Here is an 18,403-nt window from a genome sequence, read left to right on the forward strand (position 1 = left end):
CCGTACCACTATGCCACGACCGTCGGTAGCAGCCAGCGCTGGCGTATGGCGGTGGATGTTTGCGCTCAATGGATTGTCCAGATGGATTGCCGTTGTGCGGGTGGCGGATCAAACAAGTCGTTTTCGTCAAACGCAATGGTGTACCAGGTGCGATAGCGTTGTTCCCGACGCAACGGTTTTTCTTCTGGTGGATTGCCCTGCAGCATTTTTTTCGCCAGCACAGTGTGTGTCGGCCGGCCGGCGGCGTCGTAGAACTGCTGGTCGTGGTAGCCCGACTCGCGGATCGAGGCGTCGTTGATGTAGCGGTAGGCGCTGGCGAAGTAGGGGCGATAGATCCGCACGGTTTCGCCTTTATTGTTGTACTCGACCCGTTCGCTGACCCGCCAGCGCCGGGCTGCCTGTTCTTCCTTGGGGCGGCCGTTTTCGTCGGGTTCAAGTTCACCTTTGTCGTTGACCACCCAGGCCAGGCCGGGTTCGACCTCCTGCTTGGTTTGCAGGGAGCGTCCGAAGCCATCCCAGCAGGCGATGGCCGCGCGGATTTGCAACTCCGGATCGCCGGGGTAGCGGTCGGCCTGCAAGGTGACGACATGCACCGGTTCGCGATGCGCGTTGTCGAGGTATTGCTGAAGCTGCCGTTCGTTCGCGGAAGGATTTTGCAGGTCTTCAAGGTGCAAACGCGCCCGGCTGCAGAGATGGCCGTCGGGTAATACGAAACCTTCGGCGCGGGCCCAGGCCAGCCAGGGCGCGGTTGCTGCCGGGGGGATTTTGCCCATCCAGCTGAAGGGTGCAGAGAAGGTGGCCGTGGCGTAGTTGCCGATGGCTTTGTTCTTGTCGGCGATAGCGCCTGCCGGGGTGCGGTCCTCCGGTGGCTGGTAACCGCTGAGCGGATGGAAACCGACCTCGACGCCCAGTTCCGTGCCGTAGAAACTGGTCACCAGCACTTCGCCGAACGCGTTGTAGCGAGCCTCCTGGGTGTTTTGATTGGGGTCGATGATGCCTGCTGGCAGGAACGATCGGTAGTCGATATCGAGGATGCCTGTGGTGCAGCCATCCGGCAACGTGACGGCGGTACTCAGGCACCAGTGCTCGTCATACGCGACTGAGGTGATGCCATGGCTTTTGGTCTGCTGGAATTTTTCGACGTTATGGAACCCTTCCAGGCCGTGGTAAGTGGGGAAGCTCTTGCGCACGGACCACAGATAGTTCTTGGCATCGGTCGGGTCTACGGGGTCACCCGCGGGAGCATCCGGCAGGAACAGATCCATGATGTGGTAACCGACTTCGGGTGATTGGAGTTTCTCCTTGAGGTTGAACGGCATGTTGCCGTTTTCGTCCTTGAGCTTGTCGTAGGCGCTCAGGGCGGCGGCATCCAGTTCGGCGGTTTCCAGGTAGTCGGGCAGGGCGGTGAAAATCAGTCGGTCCGGGTCCAGCAATTGGCCGGTGGCCGGGTCCTGATAGCGTTGCAGCGACAAACCGGTCAGCACCGCTTTGCCTGCCCAGGCTCCTGCGTCGGCGGCCCACTCAAGGAGCTTCTCATGGTGGATGTCGACAGGTTTGAGTTCGTTTTTTTCCAGGACCAGCGCATTGCCGCGCTGACGATAGGGCAGGCCCAGGCGCCAGCCGTCAGTGTTTTCCAAATGGCAATGCTCGGCTTTCGCCTCGGTCAGATACCAGCATTGTTGCGCTTCGTCGTGGGCGTCCAGCCACCATTTGTTTTCGTAGTCTTCATCGCTTTCGTCGCCGGGCTGATCGACGTGGAAGGGCGGATTGTCCTTGTCGGTTTTACGCCGGGCGTAGTGCACGACAAAACCATGAGTCAGGCTGCCGAACTTGTCCCACTCCAGGTTGATCGTGTGCTGGACCAGCGGGTCGTCGGCGAGTGTTTTTTCGTACTGGTAAGCGATGCTTTCCAGCGCCAGTGACTGCAACACGGCATAGGGGTGATGTTTACCTTTGGGGCGCAACTGGCGAATGAGAAAGCGGTTCTCCTGCACTGTATAGGGCACAGCCGTTGCGGGATCATCGTCAGCGGCAAAAACCTCTGAGCGCAACACAGAGCCGCTGAGGGCGCGGGCCATCTCGCGGACGAGTTCTTCGTCGGGCTCGATCACTCGTCCCGCCGCGTCGCTGAGGTGATACTCGTGCAGCAGGGTTGCGCGCAAATCGACGGCGTTGGTGTCCCCCCGGTAGTAACTATCGTCACGCATGTCTATGGCTTTGCCCGTATGGAACCAGGTCTTGCTGAGAATCGGCGCAGTGAATCCCAGGCTTGAACGTTCCGCCGCCGAGGCTTCGGTATCGGTTTGCAACAACAGGCCAAAACCACGGAACTCACGTTCGAAACTGTCGTAGAAACCCTGGCGGTAAGTGAAGCCCTGAGTCAGTCGATTGCCGGTGATTTCATCGAGCTGGGTCTGCTGGCTGACCAGGTGCATGGCAAACGGCAGGTGCGAAACCGGGGCTTTGCCAGCCGCGATCAGTTCGGCTTTTTCATCCAGCCATTCCTGGGCCGAACTGCGGTAGCTCACGCCCGTCACGGCGCCCATGTTGTTGTGGCTGGCGTTCACCAGATACGGCTTGGCGCTGACGAAATCGTAGCGCCAGTGCCGGGGCTCCATGTGCGGTACGGTCAGGATCAGGCTGGAACAACCCAGCCCTTGCAGGTCGGCGATGCTCACCTGGCAGAGGCGGTCGTAACGTACGCCTTGCGGCCACGGCATTGTCACAAAGTCCTCATCGAAGCCTTCGCCGCCGTGGTTCATGAACACCCGGAAACCGTCGGGCTCCAGGTAGATCAGGTCAACAGCCCCCGAGCCGTCCAGGTCTGCCAGTCGTACCCGCGACGCATCGAACTCGGCATAGTCGAAGGGCAGGTCACAAAGCACGAAGCCTTTGCCGAACTTTCCATGACCCAGATTCGGCCAGCATTTGACTTCGTTGTGGCGGATGCGCACCAAGTGCTGCGTGCCGCTGCCCAGCGGGTCGCTGAACGCCACCAGTTCGGTCTGGGCATTGCTCAACAGCGGCAGCGAGTCATCATCGTGAGGGACGTCGGCCCCTTGGCTGAATCCGACTTCACGACGGCTGGAGTACAACCGCACACTCCGCGGGCCGATCAACGCCAGGTCAGTCAGACCGTCGCCCACCAGGTCGGCGAGTTGCGCCTTGGGATGAAAAAACTCCGTGGGAAATGCCGCGTAGGCCACGAAGTTCGACCAGGTTCGGTCGGGATTGAGGGTGAAGAACCCGGACAGACCGGGCTGGGCGATCACCCAATCGAGCTTGCCGTCGCCCGTCAGGTCGCTGAGGGACTGGCGAATAGGTTTGCTGCTGTCGGCCACGGGAATGGCGGGCAATAGCGCCCAGTCGCCATAACTCACGTCATTGCCGCCACTGGCGGCGCGTAGCGGTTCGCGGTAATACCAGGCCTTGTCACTGCTGAACAGCACGCCGGGCATGCCTTCGCCATACAGGTCCACCAGTTGATAACGCTGGCCGTCATTGAGGCCGGGCATTTGCGGGAATTCACGGTAACCCTCGCGCTGCGGATCGAGTTCGAACGGGTTATAGAAGAATTCCATGGGCGGCCGGCTTTCCATCTGCCCCTGATTGTCATAAGCCTGGATGTGGGCGGCGGTCAGATGGTTGTAGCCCAGCGGACTCTGGCGATGCTCGAGCAGCAGACGCTGGACCAGCACCGGGTCGTTACCGAGTTCTTCGGCGAACTGATGAAACATCAGGACCTGACGGCACAGACGCCGGGAGCCCAATTCAAAACCGTAGGCGTAGTTCCAGAATGGATCCTTGCGCGGTTCGCCCCACTCGCCGCGCTCTATACCGGGCAGATCGTAAACCGGCACTTGCGTCAGGTCGGTACTGCGTTCGCCGTAATCGAACAGCAAGTGGAAATGCCAGGCTACGTCTTTCCAGCCATTGGCTTTCCATGCATACAGGTTGGCGCTGGCCTGGGCGTTGCCGTACAAGACCCGACGCAGGTAGCGCTGGGCACGGTAGTCGCGCAACTGCGGGGCGGTCGGCGCATCGACCTCTGCCTGGTACAGGTACACCACATGTTCACCGCGCAGGTTCAGGCTTTCATCGATCAGCCATACACCGACGCGGGACTTGTCGTTCGAATCGGCCCGGCGTGACGCCTCGGATTTGCCGTAGCAGTGCAGGCTGCCGTCGGCGCCGTGAATCAGCCAGAAGCCCGCCGGATTGTCCGCATCGCCCTCTTTGGTCCAGTGCTCGATCAAATCGAAAGCGCCTTCGACCCGCGGCCAGTAGCGCACGACCCGGTGCATGCCGAGCTGAATGCCGTTGTACTCGGACACCGCCCTGGAGATCAGTTTGCCGTCGTCACTCTTCTCGGGCATCCACACATCACCGCCGGGGCCAACCACCTGGTCGCTGCCGTCGTACTTCGGCACGCCTTTGGTGGTGCGCAGGGTGATTGCATTGGTGGTCATACGCCAGCCGATGCCGAACGGACTGTTACCGACATCGCTGCTGTAACCCAGGCCCAGGGCCGGGACCATGTCACGATTGGGCGCCTTGCTGATGGGCAGCGGCAGTTCCAGCGACGCCGCACCGGTGGTGCCCACACCGCCCCAGCCCTTGCCGATGCTCTGGATGGCGCCGCCGCCTTTGGGCAGGGCGGGTGCGTTGATTTCGAGGGTGCCCTGCTGTTCAGTCGCCATGGGAGTGTCCGCCGTGACAGAGAATGCATCGAGTGCATTCAAGCTATCAGCGACACGGGCGGCTGTAACCTGTCAGATCTGACAGGTCAGCCGGGATTTATTAGAACAAACGATGCGTGAGCTTCAGCCTTCGATCGCTTTTTATCAGGCGTAAAAAAACCGGTCTGCCGTTGCCAGCAGACCGGTTCTTACTGTGCGCTGTCAGTGCTTACTGAACTTCCACCGCCAGGCTTTCACTGATCTTTTTCTGCCAGATGGCAGGACCGGTGATGTGTACGGACTCGCCCTTGCTGTCGACCGCAACGGTGACCGGCATGTCCTTGACCTCGAACTCGTAGATCGCTTCCATGCCCAGTTCGGCGAACGCCAGCACCTTGGACTTCTTGATCGCCTGGGCGACCAGGTAAGCGGCGCCGCCGACGGCCATCAGGTACACGGCCTTGCTGTCCTTGATCGCTTCGATCGCGGTCGGGCCGCGTTCGGATTTGCCGATCATGCCCAGCAGGCCGGTCTGCTCGAGGATCTGACGGGTGAACTTGTCCATCCGCGTCGCGGTGGTAGGGCCAGCCGGGCCAACCACTTCGTCACCGACCGGATCGACCGGGCCGACGTAGTAGATGAAGCGACCCTTGAGGTCAACCGGCAGGGTTTCGCCCTTGTTCAGCATCTCGACCATGCGCTTGTGCGCGGCGTCGCGACCGGTGAGCATCTTGCCGTTGAGCAGGACGGTTTCGCCCGGCTTCCAGCTCTGCACTTCTTCCGGGGTCAGGGTGTCGAGGTTGACGCGACGGGCCGACGGACCGGCTTCCCAGACGATTTCCGGGTAGGCGTCCAACGGTGGCGCTTCCAGCGAGGCCGGGCCGGAACCGTCGAGCACGAAGTGCGCGTGACGGGTGGCGGCGCAGTTGGGGATCATGCACACCGGCAGGGAGGCGGCGTGGGTCGGGTAGTCCATGATCTTCACGTCGAGCACGGTGGTCAGGCCACCGAGGCCCTGGGCGCCGATGCCCAGCTGGTTGACCTTCTCGAACAGCTCCAGGCGCATTTCTTCAATGCGGTTCTGCGGACCACGGGCTTTGAGCTCGTGAATGTCGATGGATTCCATCAACACTTCCTTGGCCATCACCGCGGCTTTCTCGGCGGTGCCGCCGATGCCGATGCCGAGCATGCCCGGTGGGCACCAGCCGGCGCCCATTTCCGGAACGGTTTTGAGCACCCAGTCGACGATCGAGTCGGACGGGTTGAGCATGGCCATCTTCGACTTGTTCTCGGAACCGCCGCCCTTGGCCGCCACGTCCACTTCCACGGTGTTACCCGGAACGATGGAGTAGTGGATAACGGCCGGGGTGTTGTCCTTGGTGTTCTTGCGAGCGCCCGCCGGGTCGGCGAGGATCGAGGCACGCAGGACGTTTTCCGGCAGGTTGTAGGCGCGACGCACGCCTTCGTTGATCATGTCGTCCAGGCCCATGGTGGCGCCATCCCAGCGCACGTCCATGCCGACACGGACAAACACGGTGACGATACCGGTGTCCTGGCAGATTGGGCGGTGGCCGGTGGCACACATGCGCGAGTTGATCAGGATCTGTGCCATCGAGTCGCGGGCCGCTGGCGATTCTTCGCGCAGGTAGGCCTCGTGCATCGCCTGGATGAAATCCACGGGGTGGTAGTAGGAAATGAACTGCAGGGCGTCGGCAACGCTCTGAATCAGGTCGTCTTGCTTGATCACGGTCATGAGTCGCGCTCCTCTAAAAGACGGGAACATTCAATTAAGGTGCTTGCAGCTTGGGTGCATCGGTCGGTTGCAAGCACCTTTCAAGGCACGCCGGGCATGCTGGCGCGACGCTAAAAAGGCGCGGCAGTATACCGCGCATCAAAGGCCTGCACACGCGCCGACAGTCAATCGTTGGTCGCATAAGCTCCTGCAACCGAGATGACCTTGCCCATGCCGAAAATTGAATGGTCATTTATCGGCCACGCCACTAAAGTGACATACGGTCTGTAGAGTAGGACGCTCTGTCAGTCTCCTTTCATTTGGTGAATCAACGATTGACCCATAACGCCATCCAGCGCCTGTTGCTTAAACGTTTCGCCCTGGCGGCCGGCACCTATGCCCTGGCATTGCTGTTGCTTTGGCTGGCGTTTTTTACTGGTCACTACGACGCGCCGCTTTCCAGTGTCGTCATCGGCAGCGTACTGGTAGTGACCAGTCAGGTCATCCTGTTCGCGGTGTTCTACAGCGGCTACAACCTGCGTCTCGCCGACCCCAGCCTGACCGAGGCGCAAGTGTTGCTGGGGCTGGGTTGGCAAACCTGGCTGATTGCCCATCTGGACGAAGCACGGGGCGCGTTTCTGGTGTTTTACGTGCTGATCCTGCTGTTCGGCCTGTTCCATCTGTCACGCCGGTCTTTTGTACGATGTGCGTTGCTGGTGTTTTGCAGTTTCAGCGCGATCACGTTGTGGGAGGGCTACCACTTCCAGCTGCCTGACCCGGCCATGGCGGTGTTGCAGGTCTGCGTGCTGTTCATCGTACTGGTGTGGCTGGTGCTGTATGCCCGCCATGTCCAGGCCTCGCGACAGCGTATGCGTCAGCGGCGTTTTGCGTTGCAGGCACACCAGGACACATTGCGCGGGATGATGCGTCAGCTCGAAGACCTGGTAGCCACCGACGAGCTGACCGGCCTGTTCAATCGCCGGCATTTCCTGCGCCTTGCTTCCCGCGAGTTGAAAGCCATGGATGCGGGTGTCATGCATGGCCTGGCGTTGATCGATCTTGACCATTTCAAACGCATCAACGACCTGCACGGCCATGCCGCCGGCGATCAGGTGCTGCAAGCCTTTGCCGGCGTAGCCACCGCGTGCCTGCGCGACGGTGACGTTCTGGCTCGCTACGGTGGCGAAGAGTTCGTGGTGCTGCTGCCCGATTGTGATGCCGACAGTCTGACTTCGTGCTGCGAACGACTGCGCATTGCATTCACCGATGTCGAATTGATCGGGCTGAATGTGCGTAACCTCAGCCTGTCCGCCGGCATGACCCTGCTGGAACTGGGCGACGACCTCGATGATGCCCTGCAACAGGCCGATCAGGCGCTCTATCGCGCCAAACGTGATGGCCGCAACCGATGCGCGGCAGCGTGGGAGAACGTCGATGCCTGAACTGCGGGTCGGCGAGCGCCACTGGTCGGTGGCGGCGGGCAGCAATCTGCTCGATGCGCTGAATCAGAACGGCGTGCCGGTGCCTTACAGTTGTCGCGCGGGCAGTTGCCATGCGTGCCTGGTGCAGTGTGTACAGGGGCTGCCGAGCGACAGCCGCCCGGATGCCCTGAGTGCACAGCAGCGTGAACAGGGCTGGCGACTGGCGTGCCAGTGCCAGGTGGTCGAGGACTTGCAGGTGCATGCCTTCGACCCGCTAGAGGACGGTCGCCCGGCCGAGGTTGCGGCTGTCGATTGGTTGAGCGACAGCGTGTTGCGCTTGCGCTTGACCCCGCAGCGACCGTTGCGCTACAGCGCCGGCCAGCATCTGGTGTTGTGGGCGGGCAGCGTTGCGCGGCCGTATTCCCTTGCCAGCCTGCCGGAAGACGACCGCTTTCTGGAGTTTCACCTCGATTGTCGCCTGCCGGGGGAGTTCAGCGATGCAGCCCGCCAGTTGAACATCGGCGATCCGATGCGTCTCGGCGAGTTGCGCGGCGGGGCGTTGCACTACGACCCTGACTGGCACACCCGACCGTTGTGGCTTATGGCGGCCGGCACCGGGTTGGGGCCGTTGTTTGGCGTATTGCGCGAAGCGCTGCGCCACGATCATCAGGGCGCCATCCGTGTCATTCACCTGGCCCATGATGCCGATGAGCACTACCTGGCAAAACCACTGCAAGCCATGGCCGCCAGCCGTCCTAACCTGAGTGTCGAACTGTGGACCCCGGCCGAGTTGCCAGCGGCTTTGGCGCAACTGCGGCTTGTTTCGCGGCAAACCCTGGCCTTACTCTGCGGAGCCCCCGACAGTGTCGACGCCTTTGCCCGGCGCCTGTACCTGGCGGGATTGCCGCGCAATCAACTGCTGGCCGATGTGTTCCTGCCCCGTGGTTGAGCGCTGACTTTCAGACGCGAGACCTGCCATGACCGATGCCATCCAAGTTGAACGCGAACGCGGCCTGTTGACCCTGCGCCTGAATCGCCCGGACAAGAAAAACGCCCTGACCCGCGCCATGTACAGCCACCTGGCCGAAGCGTTGAAACAGGCCGACAGCGACCCCGAGATCAACGCCGTGCTGATCACCGGCTCCGCCGAATGCTTCACCGCCGGCAACGACATCGCCGATTTCATCCAGCAACCGCCGAGCGGCCTCGACAGCCCGGTATTCCAGTTCATGCTCAGCCTGCTTGAATGCCGCAAACCGGTGATCGCCGCCGTGGCTGGAGCGGCGGTGGGCATTGGCACGACGATGTTGCTGCATTGCGATCTGGTCTACGTCAGCCGTGATGCGCGCTTGCGCATGCCGTTCGTCAACCTGGGTTTATGCCCTGAATTTGGTTCCAGCCTGCTCCTGCCGCGCTTGCTCGGGCATGCCAAAGCGGCGGAGTTATTGCTGCTCGGTGAGGGGTTCAATGGTGAACAGGCTGCTGCGTGGGGCATTGCGTCCGAGGCGCTGGGCAGTGGCGAAGAAGTCTTGGCCAAGGCGCGGGAAATGGCGCTGCGCTTCGAGACGCTGCCACCGGAAGCGGTGCGTATCAGCAAGCAATTGATGAAGGCGCCGGATCGCGAGTTGTTGCGCAGGGTGATCGAAGAGGAGGGGGCGTTGTTCACCCAGCGGTTGAGTTCGCCGGAAGCACTGGCTGCGTTGACCGGGTTCATCAAGCGGCATTGAGTCTTTCGCTGACTGTACCGGCCCCTTCGCGAGCAAGCCCGCTCCCACATTGACCGGAGTTGCTAACAAATCATGTGACCAATACAAAACCCTGTGGGAGCGGGCTTGCTCGCGAAGGGGCCCGATCAGACAACACACCTGTTGGATCAGAAAACAAAAAGCCCCGCCATTCACATGGCGGGGCTTTCGTTTTTCAGCAACCGGTCACTCAGACCATCGGGTCGCCAACGTGCAGGATCTTCATGCCGTTGGTGCCGCCGGTGGTGTGGTAGCTGTCGCCCTTGGTCAGGATGACCCAGTCGCCTTTCTCCACGACGCCGCGCTTGACCAGCTCGTCGATTGCCTTCTGGCTGACTTCGTTCGGTGCCAGCGAAGCCGGATCGAACGGGATGGTGTACACGCCGCGGAACATGGCCGCGCGAGCCTGGGCTTCGCGGTGCGGGGTGAACGCGTAGATCGGCACCGAGGAACGGATGCGCGACATGATCAGCGGGGTGTAGCCACTTTCGGTCAGGGCGATGATCGCTTTCACGCCCGGGAAGTGGTTGGCGGTGTACATGGTCGCCAGTGCGATGCTTTCGTCGCAGCGCTCGAACTCTTTGCCGATGCGGTGGCTGGAGGTCTTGCTGGTCGGGTGCTTTTCGGCACCGACGCAGATACGCGCCATGGCCTGAACGGCTTCCAGCGGGTACAGGCCGGCGGCACTTTCGGCCGAGAGCATCACGGCATCGGTGTAGTCGAGCACGGCGTTGGCCACGTCGGACACTTCGGCGCGGGTCGGCATCGGGTTCTGGATCATCGACTCCATCATCTGGGTCGCAACGATCACAGCCTTGTTGTGGCGGCGTGCGTGCAGAATGATCTTCTTCTGGATGCCCACCAGCTCGGCGTCGCCGATTTCCACACCCAGGTCACCACGGGCAACCATTACCGCGTCGGACGCCTTGATCAGGCCGTCGAGGGTTTCGTCATCGGCCACGGCTTCGGCGCGTTCGATCTTCGCCACCAGCCAGGCAGTGCCGCCGGCCTCGTCGCGCAGTTGACGGGCGTATTCCATGTCGGCGGCGTCACGCGGGAAGGATACCGCGAGGTAGTCGACTTGCATTTCCGCAGCGAGCTTGATGTCAGCCTTGTCTTTTTCAGTCAGGGCCGGAGCGGTCAGGCCGCCACCGCGACGGTTGATGCCTTTGTGGTCGGACAGCGGGCCGCCGATGGTCACGGTGCAGTTCAGTTCGGTGGCAGTGGCGGTATCGACGCGCATCACCACGCGACCGTCGTCGAGCAGCAGCTCGTCGCCCACGCCGCAGTCCTTGACCAGGTCCGGGTAGTCGATGCCGACCACTTGCTGATTGCCTTCGGTCAGAGGATGGCTGGTGGAGAAGGTGAATTGATCACCGATCTTCAGCTCGATCTTCTTGTTGGCGAATTTGGCGATACGGATTTTCGGGCCTTGCAGGTCACCCAGCAGGGCGACGAAGCGACCGTGCTTGGCCGCGAGGTCACGCACCAGCTTCGCGCGAGCCTTGTGCTCGTCGGGAGTGCCGTGGGAGAAGTTCAGGCGGGCGACGTCCAGGCCAGCCAGGATCAGCTGTTCGAGAACTTCCGGCGAGTTACTGGCCGGGCCAAGGGTGGCGACGATTTTGGTACGACGGACGGACATGCAAAGACTCCTGAGTTCAAGCGCTGAGTGAGGCTACTATGCTCCGAAGGTGTAGTCATTGTTCGTTTGCACTACTTTTTCGTGAAGAGCCTGGTTTTTTTGAAGAACCTGGTTATTGCCTTCCTTATGGAGCCAGGCAACTTCTCGCTTCTACAGCCTGAAGATTTCCGACCACGGGTCGATACAGGGTTCAAGACAGGAGATCCCCCATGCGATTCGTGCTCATTGCCGCCCTTGCCATCAGCGTCCTCAGTGTCACGGGCTGCACCCGTTGGTCGATGAACCATCATTTGAACAATGCCTACAGCGCCTATGACCGGGGCAATTGCGAGCAAGTGATGCTCGAGCTGTCCAAAGTCGAACGCGACAGCCGCGCGCGGCCTTACGTGTGGCCGGAAGTGTCGATGATGCGCGGCCAGTGCCTGGAACGGCAGAAGATGTTCATCGATGCGGCCCAGACCTACCAGTTCATGATTGACTCGTATCCGCAAAGCGAATACGCCTACCGCGCCCGCGCCCGCCTGGAAACCTTGCAGAGCCTGGGCCACTACCCGATGCGCAGTGCCGCAGCGGCAAAACCAACACAGTACTGATGGCAGGCATCATTCAATCGCTGGTTCCCCGGCGGTGGTGAGCTATAGTCGAATAAACCGGTTCTGGAGCCTTGCCTCTGAACCGGGGCAACACCTGTGACCGGCACAAGCAAGACTCTGCGCTTCAAGAACTGGCGCACCGGAAGCGGGGAGAGCGGGCAAAGACTTATGCGTACCCGTTCCGAAGCAGTAGTGCGGCTCTGCTTAAGAGCCTTGCATAGCGATATTGCACATGTTCACCGACCGCCGAATCGAGCGGCATCAACTGCCGTACTTCCTGAAAGTATTCAACGGCACCACCGACAAACCCATCGGTTTTCTGGGCAACGTCTCTGAAGACGGGCTGATGCTCATCAGCCAGCTGCCGATGATGATCGGCGCGGACTTCAACCTGCGCCTGAAAATTCCCGCCAGCGAAGGTGGCCAGCGGATCATCGATCTGCAAGCCTGTTGCCTGTGGTGCCATGAAGACGTGACCCCTCAACATTACGACGCCGGGTTCAGCCTGCAACGGGCACCGCCGGAGTATGGGCAACTGGTGGAGGCGTTGAAGCAGTATTTCAGTTTTCTGCCGTTGCCGGCTTCAGCCTGACAGCCGTGCTCAGGTCAATGTCGTCCGGAATATTCCCCAGTTCATCCAGTTGAAGACTTCTTTGCCATTCGTCTGAACTGTCATTTGTTACAGGTGCTCTCACGCCAGAAGATGGTGTAGCAATAGCACTGTGGAACAACTGACCGTTTTATGATCGGGGATTTGAAAATGACAACACTTCAAGACGACCAGCATCCGTTGATTGATATTCGTCCGCCCGTCGTTAACAGCCCTAAGGCCGGAGAGGTTTATCGCTCACCTTTTTACGTTGATATTACCCGTGGTGAAGGCGGGACTTACGCTGCGAAGAAGTTCAAAATCCACTTTTATTATGACGGCCCTTATGCAGAAAGAGACGCGCATTTGGGGCGCTATCAGATGGAAATGGATCCAGGCCCTCATGAATTGCATACGCTCGCGGTATGGTACAGCGGTTCACAAAATGAAGAGTCGGATTGGGTATTTATCAAATATTTTTATGTTTTAACCCCACCAGTCGATTGACTTCCACCCTTCGAAATCCTTTAAAAACTGTTCAAGTGCCTTTGGGGAAATGGGCACTCGTTCCTGGGTGCCTGGCATTTTCCAATCGCCTCTGATTACCCACTGCTGGTGAACGCTTTTATTGGAATCAAACGCCGTTCTCAAACTTCAATCCACTTTACCGTTCGTCTGAACTGTCATTTATGGCAGGTGATTTTCGGCGCAGGTAAAGCGTAAAAAAACCACGAAAGGGTAAATGCAAATATCTCCCTTCGTTGCCGCCCGGTGCTCGATCACCCAGACTTTCAGGAGATTTACAATGAGCAACGACTCGACCTCGCCTCTCAAGCAACTCCTGGATCTGACGCCGGGCACAGATGAGCCCGCCGTGCAAAGCAACTACGAGCGCTTCGTCGCGGAAGGCGGCTCGGTTTTCGACCTGCTGAAGTTGGGGCGTCAAGAAGTCGTGGAGACGTTCGGGCTGCACAGCCGCGCTGCCCAGGCATTGCTGGACAAGGCGCGGAGTCTTGCGGTGCATACCGCTCGCGAGTTCCGTGAGCAGCGCCTGGTGACTCATGCACCGCCCAATCCCTTGCATCGCACCGGAATCCGGGCGCTGGTGGATACGCCGACGTTCGACGATTTGTTCGATCCCGATTGGGAGGGTGCCAGCCCCTCGCAAAGTCCGGATTCGAGCATCTCGCCAGCGGCCTATTTCGTGAGGCTGGTCTTGCTGGCCCGGCAGCTGGAAGGTCGCGCGACGGGCGGGGCCGGATTCATCAAGCTGGATACTCGGCGGCCGGACCTGGACGACCTCATCATTGATTCGGTGAGCATGTTCCAGATCAAGCCGACGGTGACCCTGGTCAATGAGGTGCTGGAAAGCATCATCAAATCGTTCATCAGCAACAATTCCGCCCCCGTGAATGCAGACGACAAAGTGGTCGATGACCGCTTGCTGGAAACGCGTTTTCCATTTCGCACCATGCCGTTCGAGTGGTATGCCGAACAATGGAAGCAGGTTCTGGAGGAGAACAAGTTGTCGCTGGGGGAAGTGGTGCGGGCCATTGACCTGACGGCGCCGTATTTCAAGCAATTGGGGGTTCAGGGAAACCTTTCGGACATTGCCCTGCGTCAATCCTGCAATATCGGGCCCCAGGGCCAGCGGATGCTCCTGGAAAACTTTCTGTTTCCCAACAACCCGGACAAAGCAGCGTTCTACAAAAGAGACTTTGGCTCCACTGGGAAGGCATTGTTGGACTCGGTGCACTTCTGTGCCCAGACCTCGATCGATGCGCAGACGCTTACGTCCTTTTTATCGATCGAAGACTGTTTGCCCAAGCTATCGGACAACGTCGCCGCGGGCGTTGTACCCGCGGCCTCCCCCAAGGTTTTTGGCTCAGCGTTCATCAACGATGGTGCAACCGCTGCGATGGACCTCAGTACGCCGGCCAATGGCACGCGCGAATTCACAAACAGTACCGATAACCGCTTTGAACGCATGAGCCGGATGTTGCGTCTGAGCCGTTGGTTGAAATTGCCTGTGGAGCAAACTGATCGTCTGGTCATGGCCGCAATCCGGGCTGAGCAACGGGCCGACCTCGTCGATTCGCAAGACCTGGCAGATGCGCCGAAGCGGATCACCAACAATACCCTTCGGGCGATCGGTCTGTTCCAGGAGTTTCGTCTGCGCTTCAAGTGCACTGCCGAGCAATTCGCTGCGTTGATTGACGAAATCTCTCCTTATGGCCGTGGGGAAGAACTCTCGCAGTTCGACCGGATCTTCAATGCCCAGGCTTTGTTCGATACGCCTTTAACGTTGAGTAACGTCTCCTTCGCAATCGACCCGCAGACCCGCGCCGATAAACGCATCGTCGACCATATTTGCAGCAGTCTGGGGATCAACCAGGAAGCCTGGCGCTATCTGGCGCGGTTCGTGGCCAAGAGTTACAACCTGATGGACGAATTGCAGTGCAGTCTGCCGGTTCTCTCGTCCTTCTATCGTCATGTGTTACTGGCTGCGTTTCTCGGAATCAGCGCGATAGAACTGGGGGCGTTGCTGGAGGCCTTGAGTAACAAGGGGGGCAGTGAACTGTTGCAGCGGGTGCTGGGCGAACCCCGTTTGCGGGTCAGCGGCGCCACCAGTAATGGCGATGTATTGAGTGTGATGCATGCTGTGCACTCCTGCGTTCAATGGTGTCAGGACAATGAGTTGAGCGTGTCCTGGCTGGTGCAGCATGTCACCCCGAGGATTGCTCCACCCTTGGCCACTGAGGCCGACACGATGCTGTTGCAGGAACTGCACAAACGCCTGCAACCGGTGCGGCTCTATGAAGAGGCGCTGAGGGCGGTAGGTGGGTCCCCCCATAACAATTATTACGGGGGGTGGCTGGAACTGCTCGAAGAGGTCGTCGATGAGGATGGCCTGGTGTTGAGTCACACGGGCGAAGCGGATGACTACGAACGGCTGGCACGTGGGGAAATTGAAGCGGCGGTGACCCTGGCGCAGGTTCGGCAAGAAGATTTCGAACGGGTTTGTGAGGCGATTCTGGCCCTGCTGCTGCAGGCTCGGGACGCTCAGAATGCGGTGGTTCAGGAAAGCTTGTCAGTGTACCTGAGCCTTTCCCAGGACCTGGTGTTGCCGTTACTCAAATGGGTCAACAGAGGTGGTGTCCACATGTTGCTGCTGGACACCACTCGGGCGCTGGAAGCGGTGACTTCTGGCTCTGAAAAGGTCAATGTCGGTGATGAGGTGTTAAACCTGCTGGCACATTTGGTGCGGCGCGCAGACGTCGTGCAAAAGCTGGGGCTCAGTTCCGCAATGCTGGTCGCTCTGACCACCCGGCATAACTGGCAGTGGCTCGACCTCAGACACCCGGAGACGATATCCATCGGTTCCTTGTATTACTTGACACTGTTTCAGCGAATGGTGGCCTTTACCGGGCAGCCGGCGGAAAAACTGCTGCATTACCTGGAGTTGGTAAACACCTTGCCCACCTATCTGACGCCGGAAGACCTGCGCCTGATTCGTGATTCGGCAGCGAGCAAGCTGGCGGAAGTGGTGAAGTGGGGGGTAAGGGAAGTGTTGGAGTGCATTCTCTATATCAGCCCGTCAATGCCGGTCGTGCGTGATCTTTTAGCCCTCGACACATTGATTCGCATTCGAGGTTTGGCATCCAGCAGCGGGCTGGACGCCAAGGCCATTATCGGATTGGGCGCGCTCACCCCGGACAGCGACAAACATGCCTGCCGCAGTGCGGCCGAACATGTACTGGAATGCTTGTCCGAATCGGCGGTACACGGCCAGTCTCAGGTATTCGGTGAAATCGGCCAGAGCGTGACGCACGACATCAGGTGTCTCAACGACACCCTGATCGCTAATGTGAGTAATCAAGTCGCGCTGGTTGAATTGACGTTGCGTGACCTGACCAATCAGGTATTGCCGAATATCACCGTGACCTGGAGCAGTGATCGTCCAGGGCTGATGGAGTCGGTCTCTATCACCGATCATGAGGGGCGCGCGGTGATTCACTTCAAGCCGGAAAAAGGATCCTGGATGGGCGCCGTGCAAGTGAAAGGCACCTACGGTCTGGCTCAAACGGTGTATGCACCGAAAATCCTGATCGACTGCGATGAATTCTCCCTGGGCTTCAGCCTCGACAGTACTGAGGATCCGGGAAAAGACGAGACATTCCTTGCTGGCGGACAGGCGTTTTTCCCTGTGTATGTTCAGCTTGTCGATAGACACGGGAATCCGGGGCGCGGCCGTGCCGTGACATTCGCCGGGAAGGGTGTGGTTGCCGATCCGCTGGTGGTGGTGACCGACGATCAGGGCTATGCCCGAACCAAAGTCAGAAGTATGGAACCGGTGGAAAAGGCCAGTCTGGTGGCGAGCTACAGCACCAAGGATCCCCTCGTCATCAACAACATCACGTTTGTTGACAAGCCGTTCATCAAACTGCTGGAGGCAACCTCGATGGCTGTCGTCGGGCAACCACTTGTGTTGAGTTGTCACGTTATCGGTTTGACCAAGAAGCCGGCGCCTGGTGTGAAAGTCGAGTTCTTCAAAGGAGAAACGAAGCTTGGAGAGGGCACTACCTCGGCCGTGGGGATTGCGCAGTACACCGTGACCACGCCAACCGACGGAGATCAGACCTATATCGCCAAGGTCGAAATGGGCGAGCAACGGCTTGATGTCTACGTGGCTAAAACGGCAGTGATCCATGGTGAGTCTACTGACTTCCTGTACCCGATAGCGGGCTCGGGGACGCCGACCTTGTTGTGGGTCGCCGTCCGGGAGGAAGCGAACAACCAGTCCAGGCTCATACCCAACAGCCCGGTTGAATGGACGGTGCAAAAAAACGGAGGGAGCAGTTCGACGCGGGTCGATATCTCCACCGATGTATTGGGCCGTTCGACCTTTGCGTTCGAGGCGGATGCAGAGGGGGACTACGTGGTGACCGCCAGGCTCAAGAGCACCACAGGGCAAATACGCACGTTCAATCTCAAAGTCGTTCCGGCCATTCAGTGGACTTACAAACTGATCGATACCACAACCAATGCCGTTATCAGTGGGGCGCCTCTGGCGTTTATCCGCGGGCGCCAATACAGACTCGAGATTGACCTGCCAACGTCGGTGGACCTCAAGGATGCCCGGGCGATGCTGATCTGGAGCGGAGAGCTCTCGGCCAAAGGCCTGGGAATGATCTTCAGCCCGCCCACCGGGGCCTACGTCATCATCGGCGGCAATACGAAACTCCACTGGGATGTCGATTGCAAGGACCTGCGCAATGGCGCATTCGACTTGACCTTCTTCTGCAATCGTCTCGACCAGCGCCTGGTATTGCCGGGCCGGCTGGACGCACCGCCGCCGGTGCTGATCTATCCCGCCACTGGCAACACCGTGGAAGTTCAGCCCTTGCTTAAAGGTACTGGCAGTCCATCGGCGCAGATTTATGTGTTTGAAGGCAGGGGTGGGCCGTTGTTGGCGCGTACCAGTGTGGGGAATGACGGGCAGTGGTCGGTGCGGATGCCTGAACCGCTGGCGATGGGGCCGCATGTGATTTCAGTGAAACAGCGGCATATCGATACGACCGAGGCTTGGGCACCGGATGTTCGGGTGACAGTAAACAGCTCTATTGCCGCAGCAGCGATAGTGAGCCCGATAGTAAAAGCAAAAGTAGATCCTGCATCCTGGATTGAAGGGGTGGGGTTGCCGGGAGCGGAAATTAATGTGTGCCGGGCTAAATACGGAACGGTGTATGCCGCGGGGGTTGTTGGTTCAGACGGGCGCTGGCGGGTTCAGCTTCACCCTCCCTTGGCCGTTGGTACACATTTTCTTGAAGCCAATTTGAAGGTCGGTTCCGTGACCTCCCCCTGGATGGGCTACGACCATGAAATTGTTGTTGTTGCCAGAGGTTGATCGAGTTTCGGGGGTAGTAACCGTCTTGAATACAGCGATTTTTTTCACTGGCGGTACTGACGTGTAATTGCCGCTGCAACAGGTTATTGCCTCG

At 59.5% G+C, this 18,403-nt stretch carries 10 protein-coding genes; 7 read left to right on the plus strand and 3 right to left on the minus strand.

All coding sequences use genetic code 11. The features are described 5' to 3' along the window. Nucleotides 1-65 precede the first annotated feature (65 nt). The gene (locus tag ACEN8Q_RS29080; RefSeq protein WP_413704090.1) at nt 66-4,700 is read right to left on the minus strand and encodes a SpvB/TcaC N-terminal domain-containing protein; all 4,635 of its coding nucleotides are present in this window, start codon (nt 4,698-4,700) and stop codon (nt 66-68) included. Between the two features lie 208 nt (nt 4,701-4,908). After that, nucleotides 4,909-6,432, minus strand: coding sequence for a fumarate hydratase (locus ACEN8Q_RS29085; protein WP_413425234.1), 1,524 nt, complete (start codon nt 6,430-6,432; stop codon nt 4,909-4,911). A gap of 314 nt (nt 6,433-6,746) precedes the next feature. Here ACEN8Q_RS29085 and ACEN8Q_RS29090 point away from each other — a divergent pair, with 314 nt between their 5' ends. From ACEN8Q_RS29090 to ACEN8Q_RS29100, 3 genes are read left to right on the plus strand one after another with little or no spacing between them, the layout of a single operon-like run. Then, the gene (locus ACEN8Q_RS29090) at nt 6,747-7,853 is read left to right on the plus strand and encodes a GGDEF domain-containing protein (protein ID WP_413425236.1); all 1,107 of its coding nucleotides are present in this window, start codon (nt 6,747-6,749) and stop codon (nt 7,851-7,853) included. Continuing rightward, nucleotides 7,846-8,781 (plus strand): iron-sulfur-binding ferredoxin reductase, encoded by a 936-nt coding sequence (locus ACEN8Q_RS29095; RefSeq protein ID WP_413704091.1) that lies wholly within the window; start codon nt 7,846-7,848, stop codon nt 8,779-8,781. Before ACEN8Q_RS29090 ends, ACEN8Q_RS29095 begins: the two co-directional genes overlap by 8 nt. Before the next feature lie 28 nt (nt 8,782-8,809). Next, complete coding sequence (locus tag ACEN8Q_RS29100; RefSeq protein WP_413425240.1) at nt 8,810-9,559, plus strand: enoyl-CoA hydratase-related protein; 750 nt, start codon at nt 8,810-8,812, stop codon at nt 9,557-9,559. A gap of 208 nt (nt 9,560-9,767) precedes the next feature. Here the strand turns inward: ACEN8Q_RS29100 and pyk are convergent, their stop codons facing one another. Further along, on the minus strand, nt 9,768-11,219 hold the full coding sequence (pyk, locus tag ACEN8Q_RS29105) for a pyruvate kinase (RefSeq protein WP_413425242.1): 1,452 nt from the start codon (nt 11,217-11,219) through the stop codon (nt 9,768-9,770). Nucleotides 11,220-11,428: 209 nt separating this feature from the next. Here pyk and ACEN8Q_RS29110 point away from each other — a divergent pair, with 209 nt between their 5' ends. The 4 genes from ACEN8Q_RS29110 (at nt 11,429) to ACEN8Q_RS29125 (ending at nt 18,309) form a co-directional block, all read left to right on the plus strand. Continuing rightward, nucleotides 11,429-11,812: a tetratricopeptide repeat protein gene (locus ACEN8Q_RS29110; protein ID WP_413425244.1), complete on the plus strand. Its 384-nt coding sequence runs from the start codon at nt 11,429-11,431 to the stop codon at nt 11,810-11,812. Between the two features lie 232 nt (nt 11,813-12,044). Continuing rightward, complete coding sequence (locus ACEN8Q_RS29115) at nt 12,045-12,404, plus strand: PilZ domain-containing protein (protein WP_413704092.1); 360 nt, start codon at nt 12,045-12,047, stop codon at nt 12,402-12,404. Nucleotides 12,405-12,572: 168 nt separating this feature from the next. Further along, complete coding sequence (locus tag ACEN8Q_RS29120; protein ID WP_413425248.1) at nt 12,573-12,908, plus strand: hypothetical protein; 336 nt, start codon at nt 12,573-12,575, stop codon at nt 12,906-12,908. 298 nt (nt 12,909-13,206) lie between these two features. Further along, nucleotides 13,207-18,309, plus strand: coding sequence for a Tc toxin subunit A (locus tag ACEN8Q_RS29125; protein WP_413704093.1), 5,103 nt, complete (start codon nt 13,207-13,209; stop codon nt 18,307-18,309). Nucleotides 18,310-18,403: the final 94 nt, after the last annotated feature.

This window comes from Pseudomonas sp. Pseusp16 (genome assembly GCF_047324915.1).
GTDB lineage: Bacteria > Pseudomonadota > Gammaproteobacteria > Pseudomonadales > Pseudomonadaceae > Aquipseudomonas > Aquipseudomonas fluorescens_CD.

Excerpts from the sequence above, each read along its gene's own strand:
- ACEN8Q_RS29080 (WP_413704090.1), bottom strand. The coding sequence starts at position 4,700 with ATGGCGACTGAACAGCAGGGCACCCTCGAAATCAACGCACCCGCCCTG.
- ACEN8Q_RS29085 (WP_413425234.1), bottom strand. The coding sequence starts at position 6,432 with ATGACCGTGATCAAGCAAGACGACCTGATTCAGAGCGTTGCCGACGCC.
- ACEN8Q_RS29095 (WP_413704091.1), top strand. The coding sequence starts at position 7,846 with ATGCCTGAACTGCGGGTCGGCGAGCGCCACTGGTCGGTGGCGGCGGGC.
- ACEN8Q_RS29100 (WP_413425240.1), top strand. The coding sequence starts at position 8,810 with ATGACCGATGCCATCCAAGTTGAACGCGAACGCGGCCTGTTGACCCTG.
- pyk (WP_413425242.1), bottom strand. The coding sequence starts at position 11,219 with ATGTCCGTCCGTCGTACCAAAATCGTCGCCACCCTTGGCCCGGCCAGT.
- ACEN8Q_RS29110 (WP_413425244.1), top strand. The coding sequence starts at position 11,429 with ATGCGATTCGTGCTCATTGCCGCCCTTGCCATCAGCGTCCTCAGTGTC.
- ACEN8Q_RS29115 (WP_413704092.1), top strand. The coding sequence starts at position 12,045 with ATGTTCACCGACCGCCGAATCGAGCGGCATCAACTGCCGTACTTCCTG.
- ACEN8Q_RS29120 (WP_413425248.1), top strand. The coding sequence starts at position 12,573 with ATGACAACACTTCAAGACGACCAGCATCCGTTGATTGATATTCGTCCG.
- ACEN8Q_RS29125 (WP_413704093.1), top strand. The coding sequence starts at position 13,207 with ATGAGCAACGACTCGACCTCGCCTCTCAAGCAACTCCTGGATCTGACG.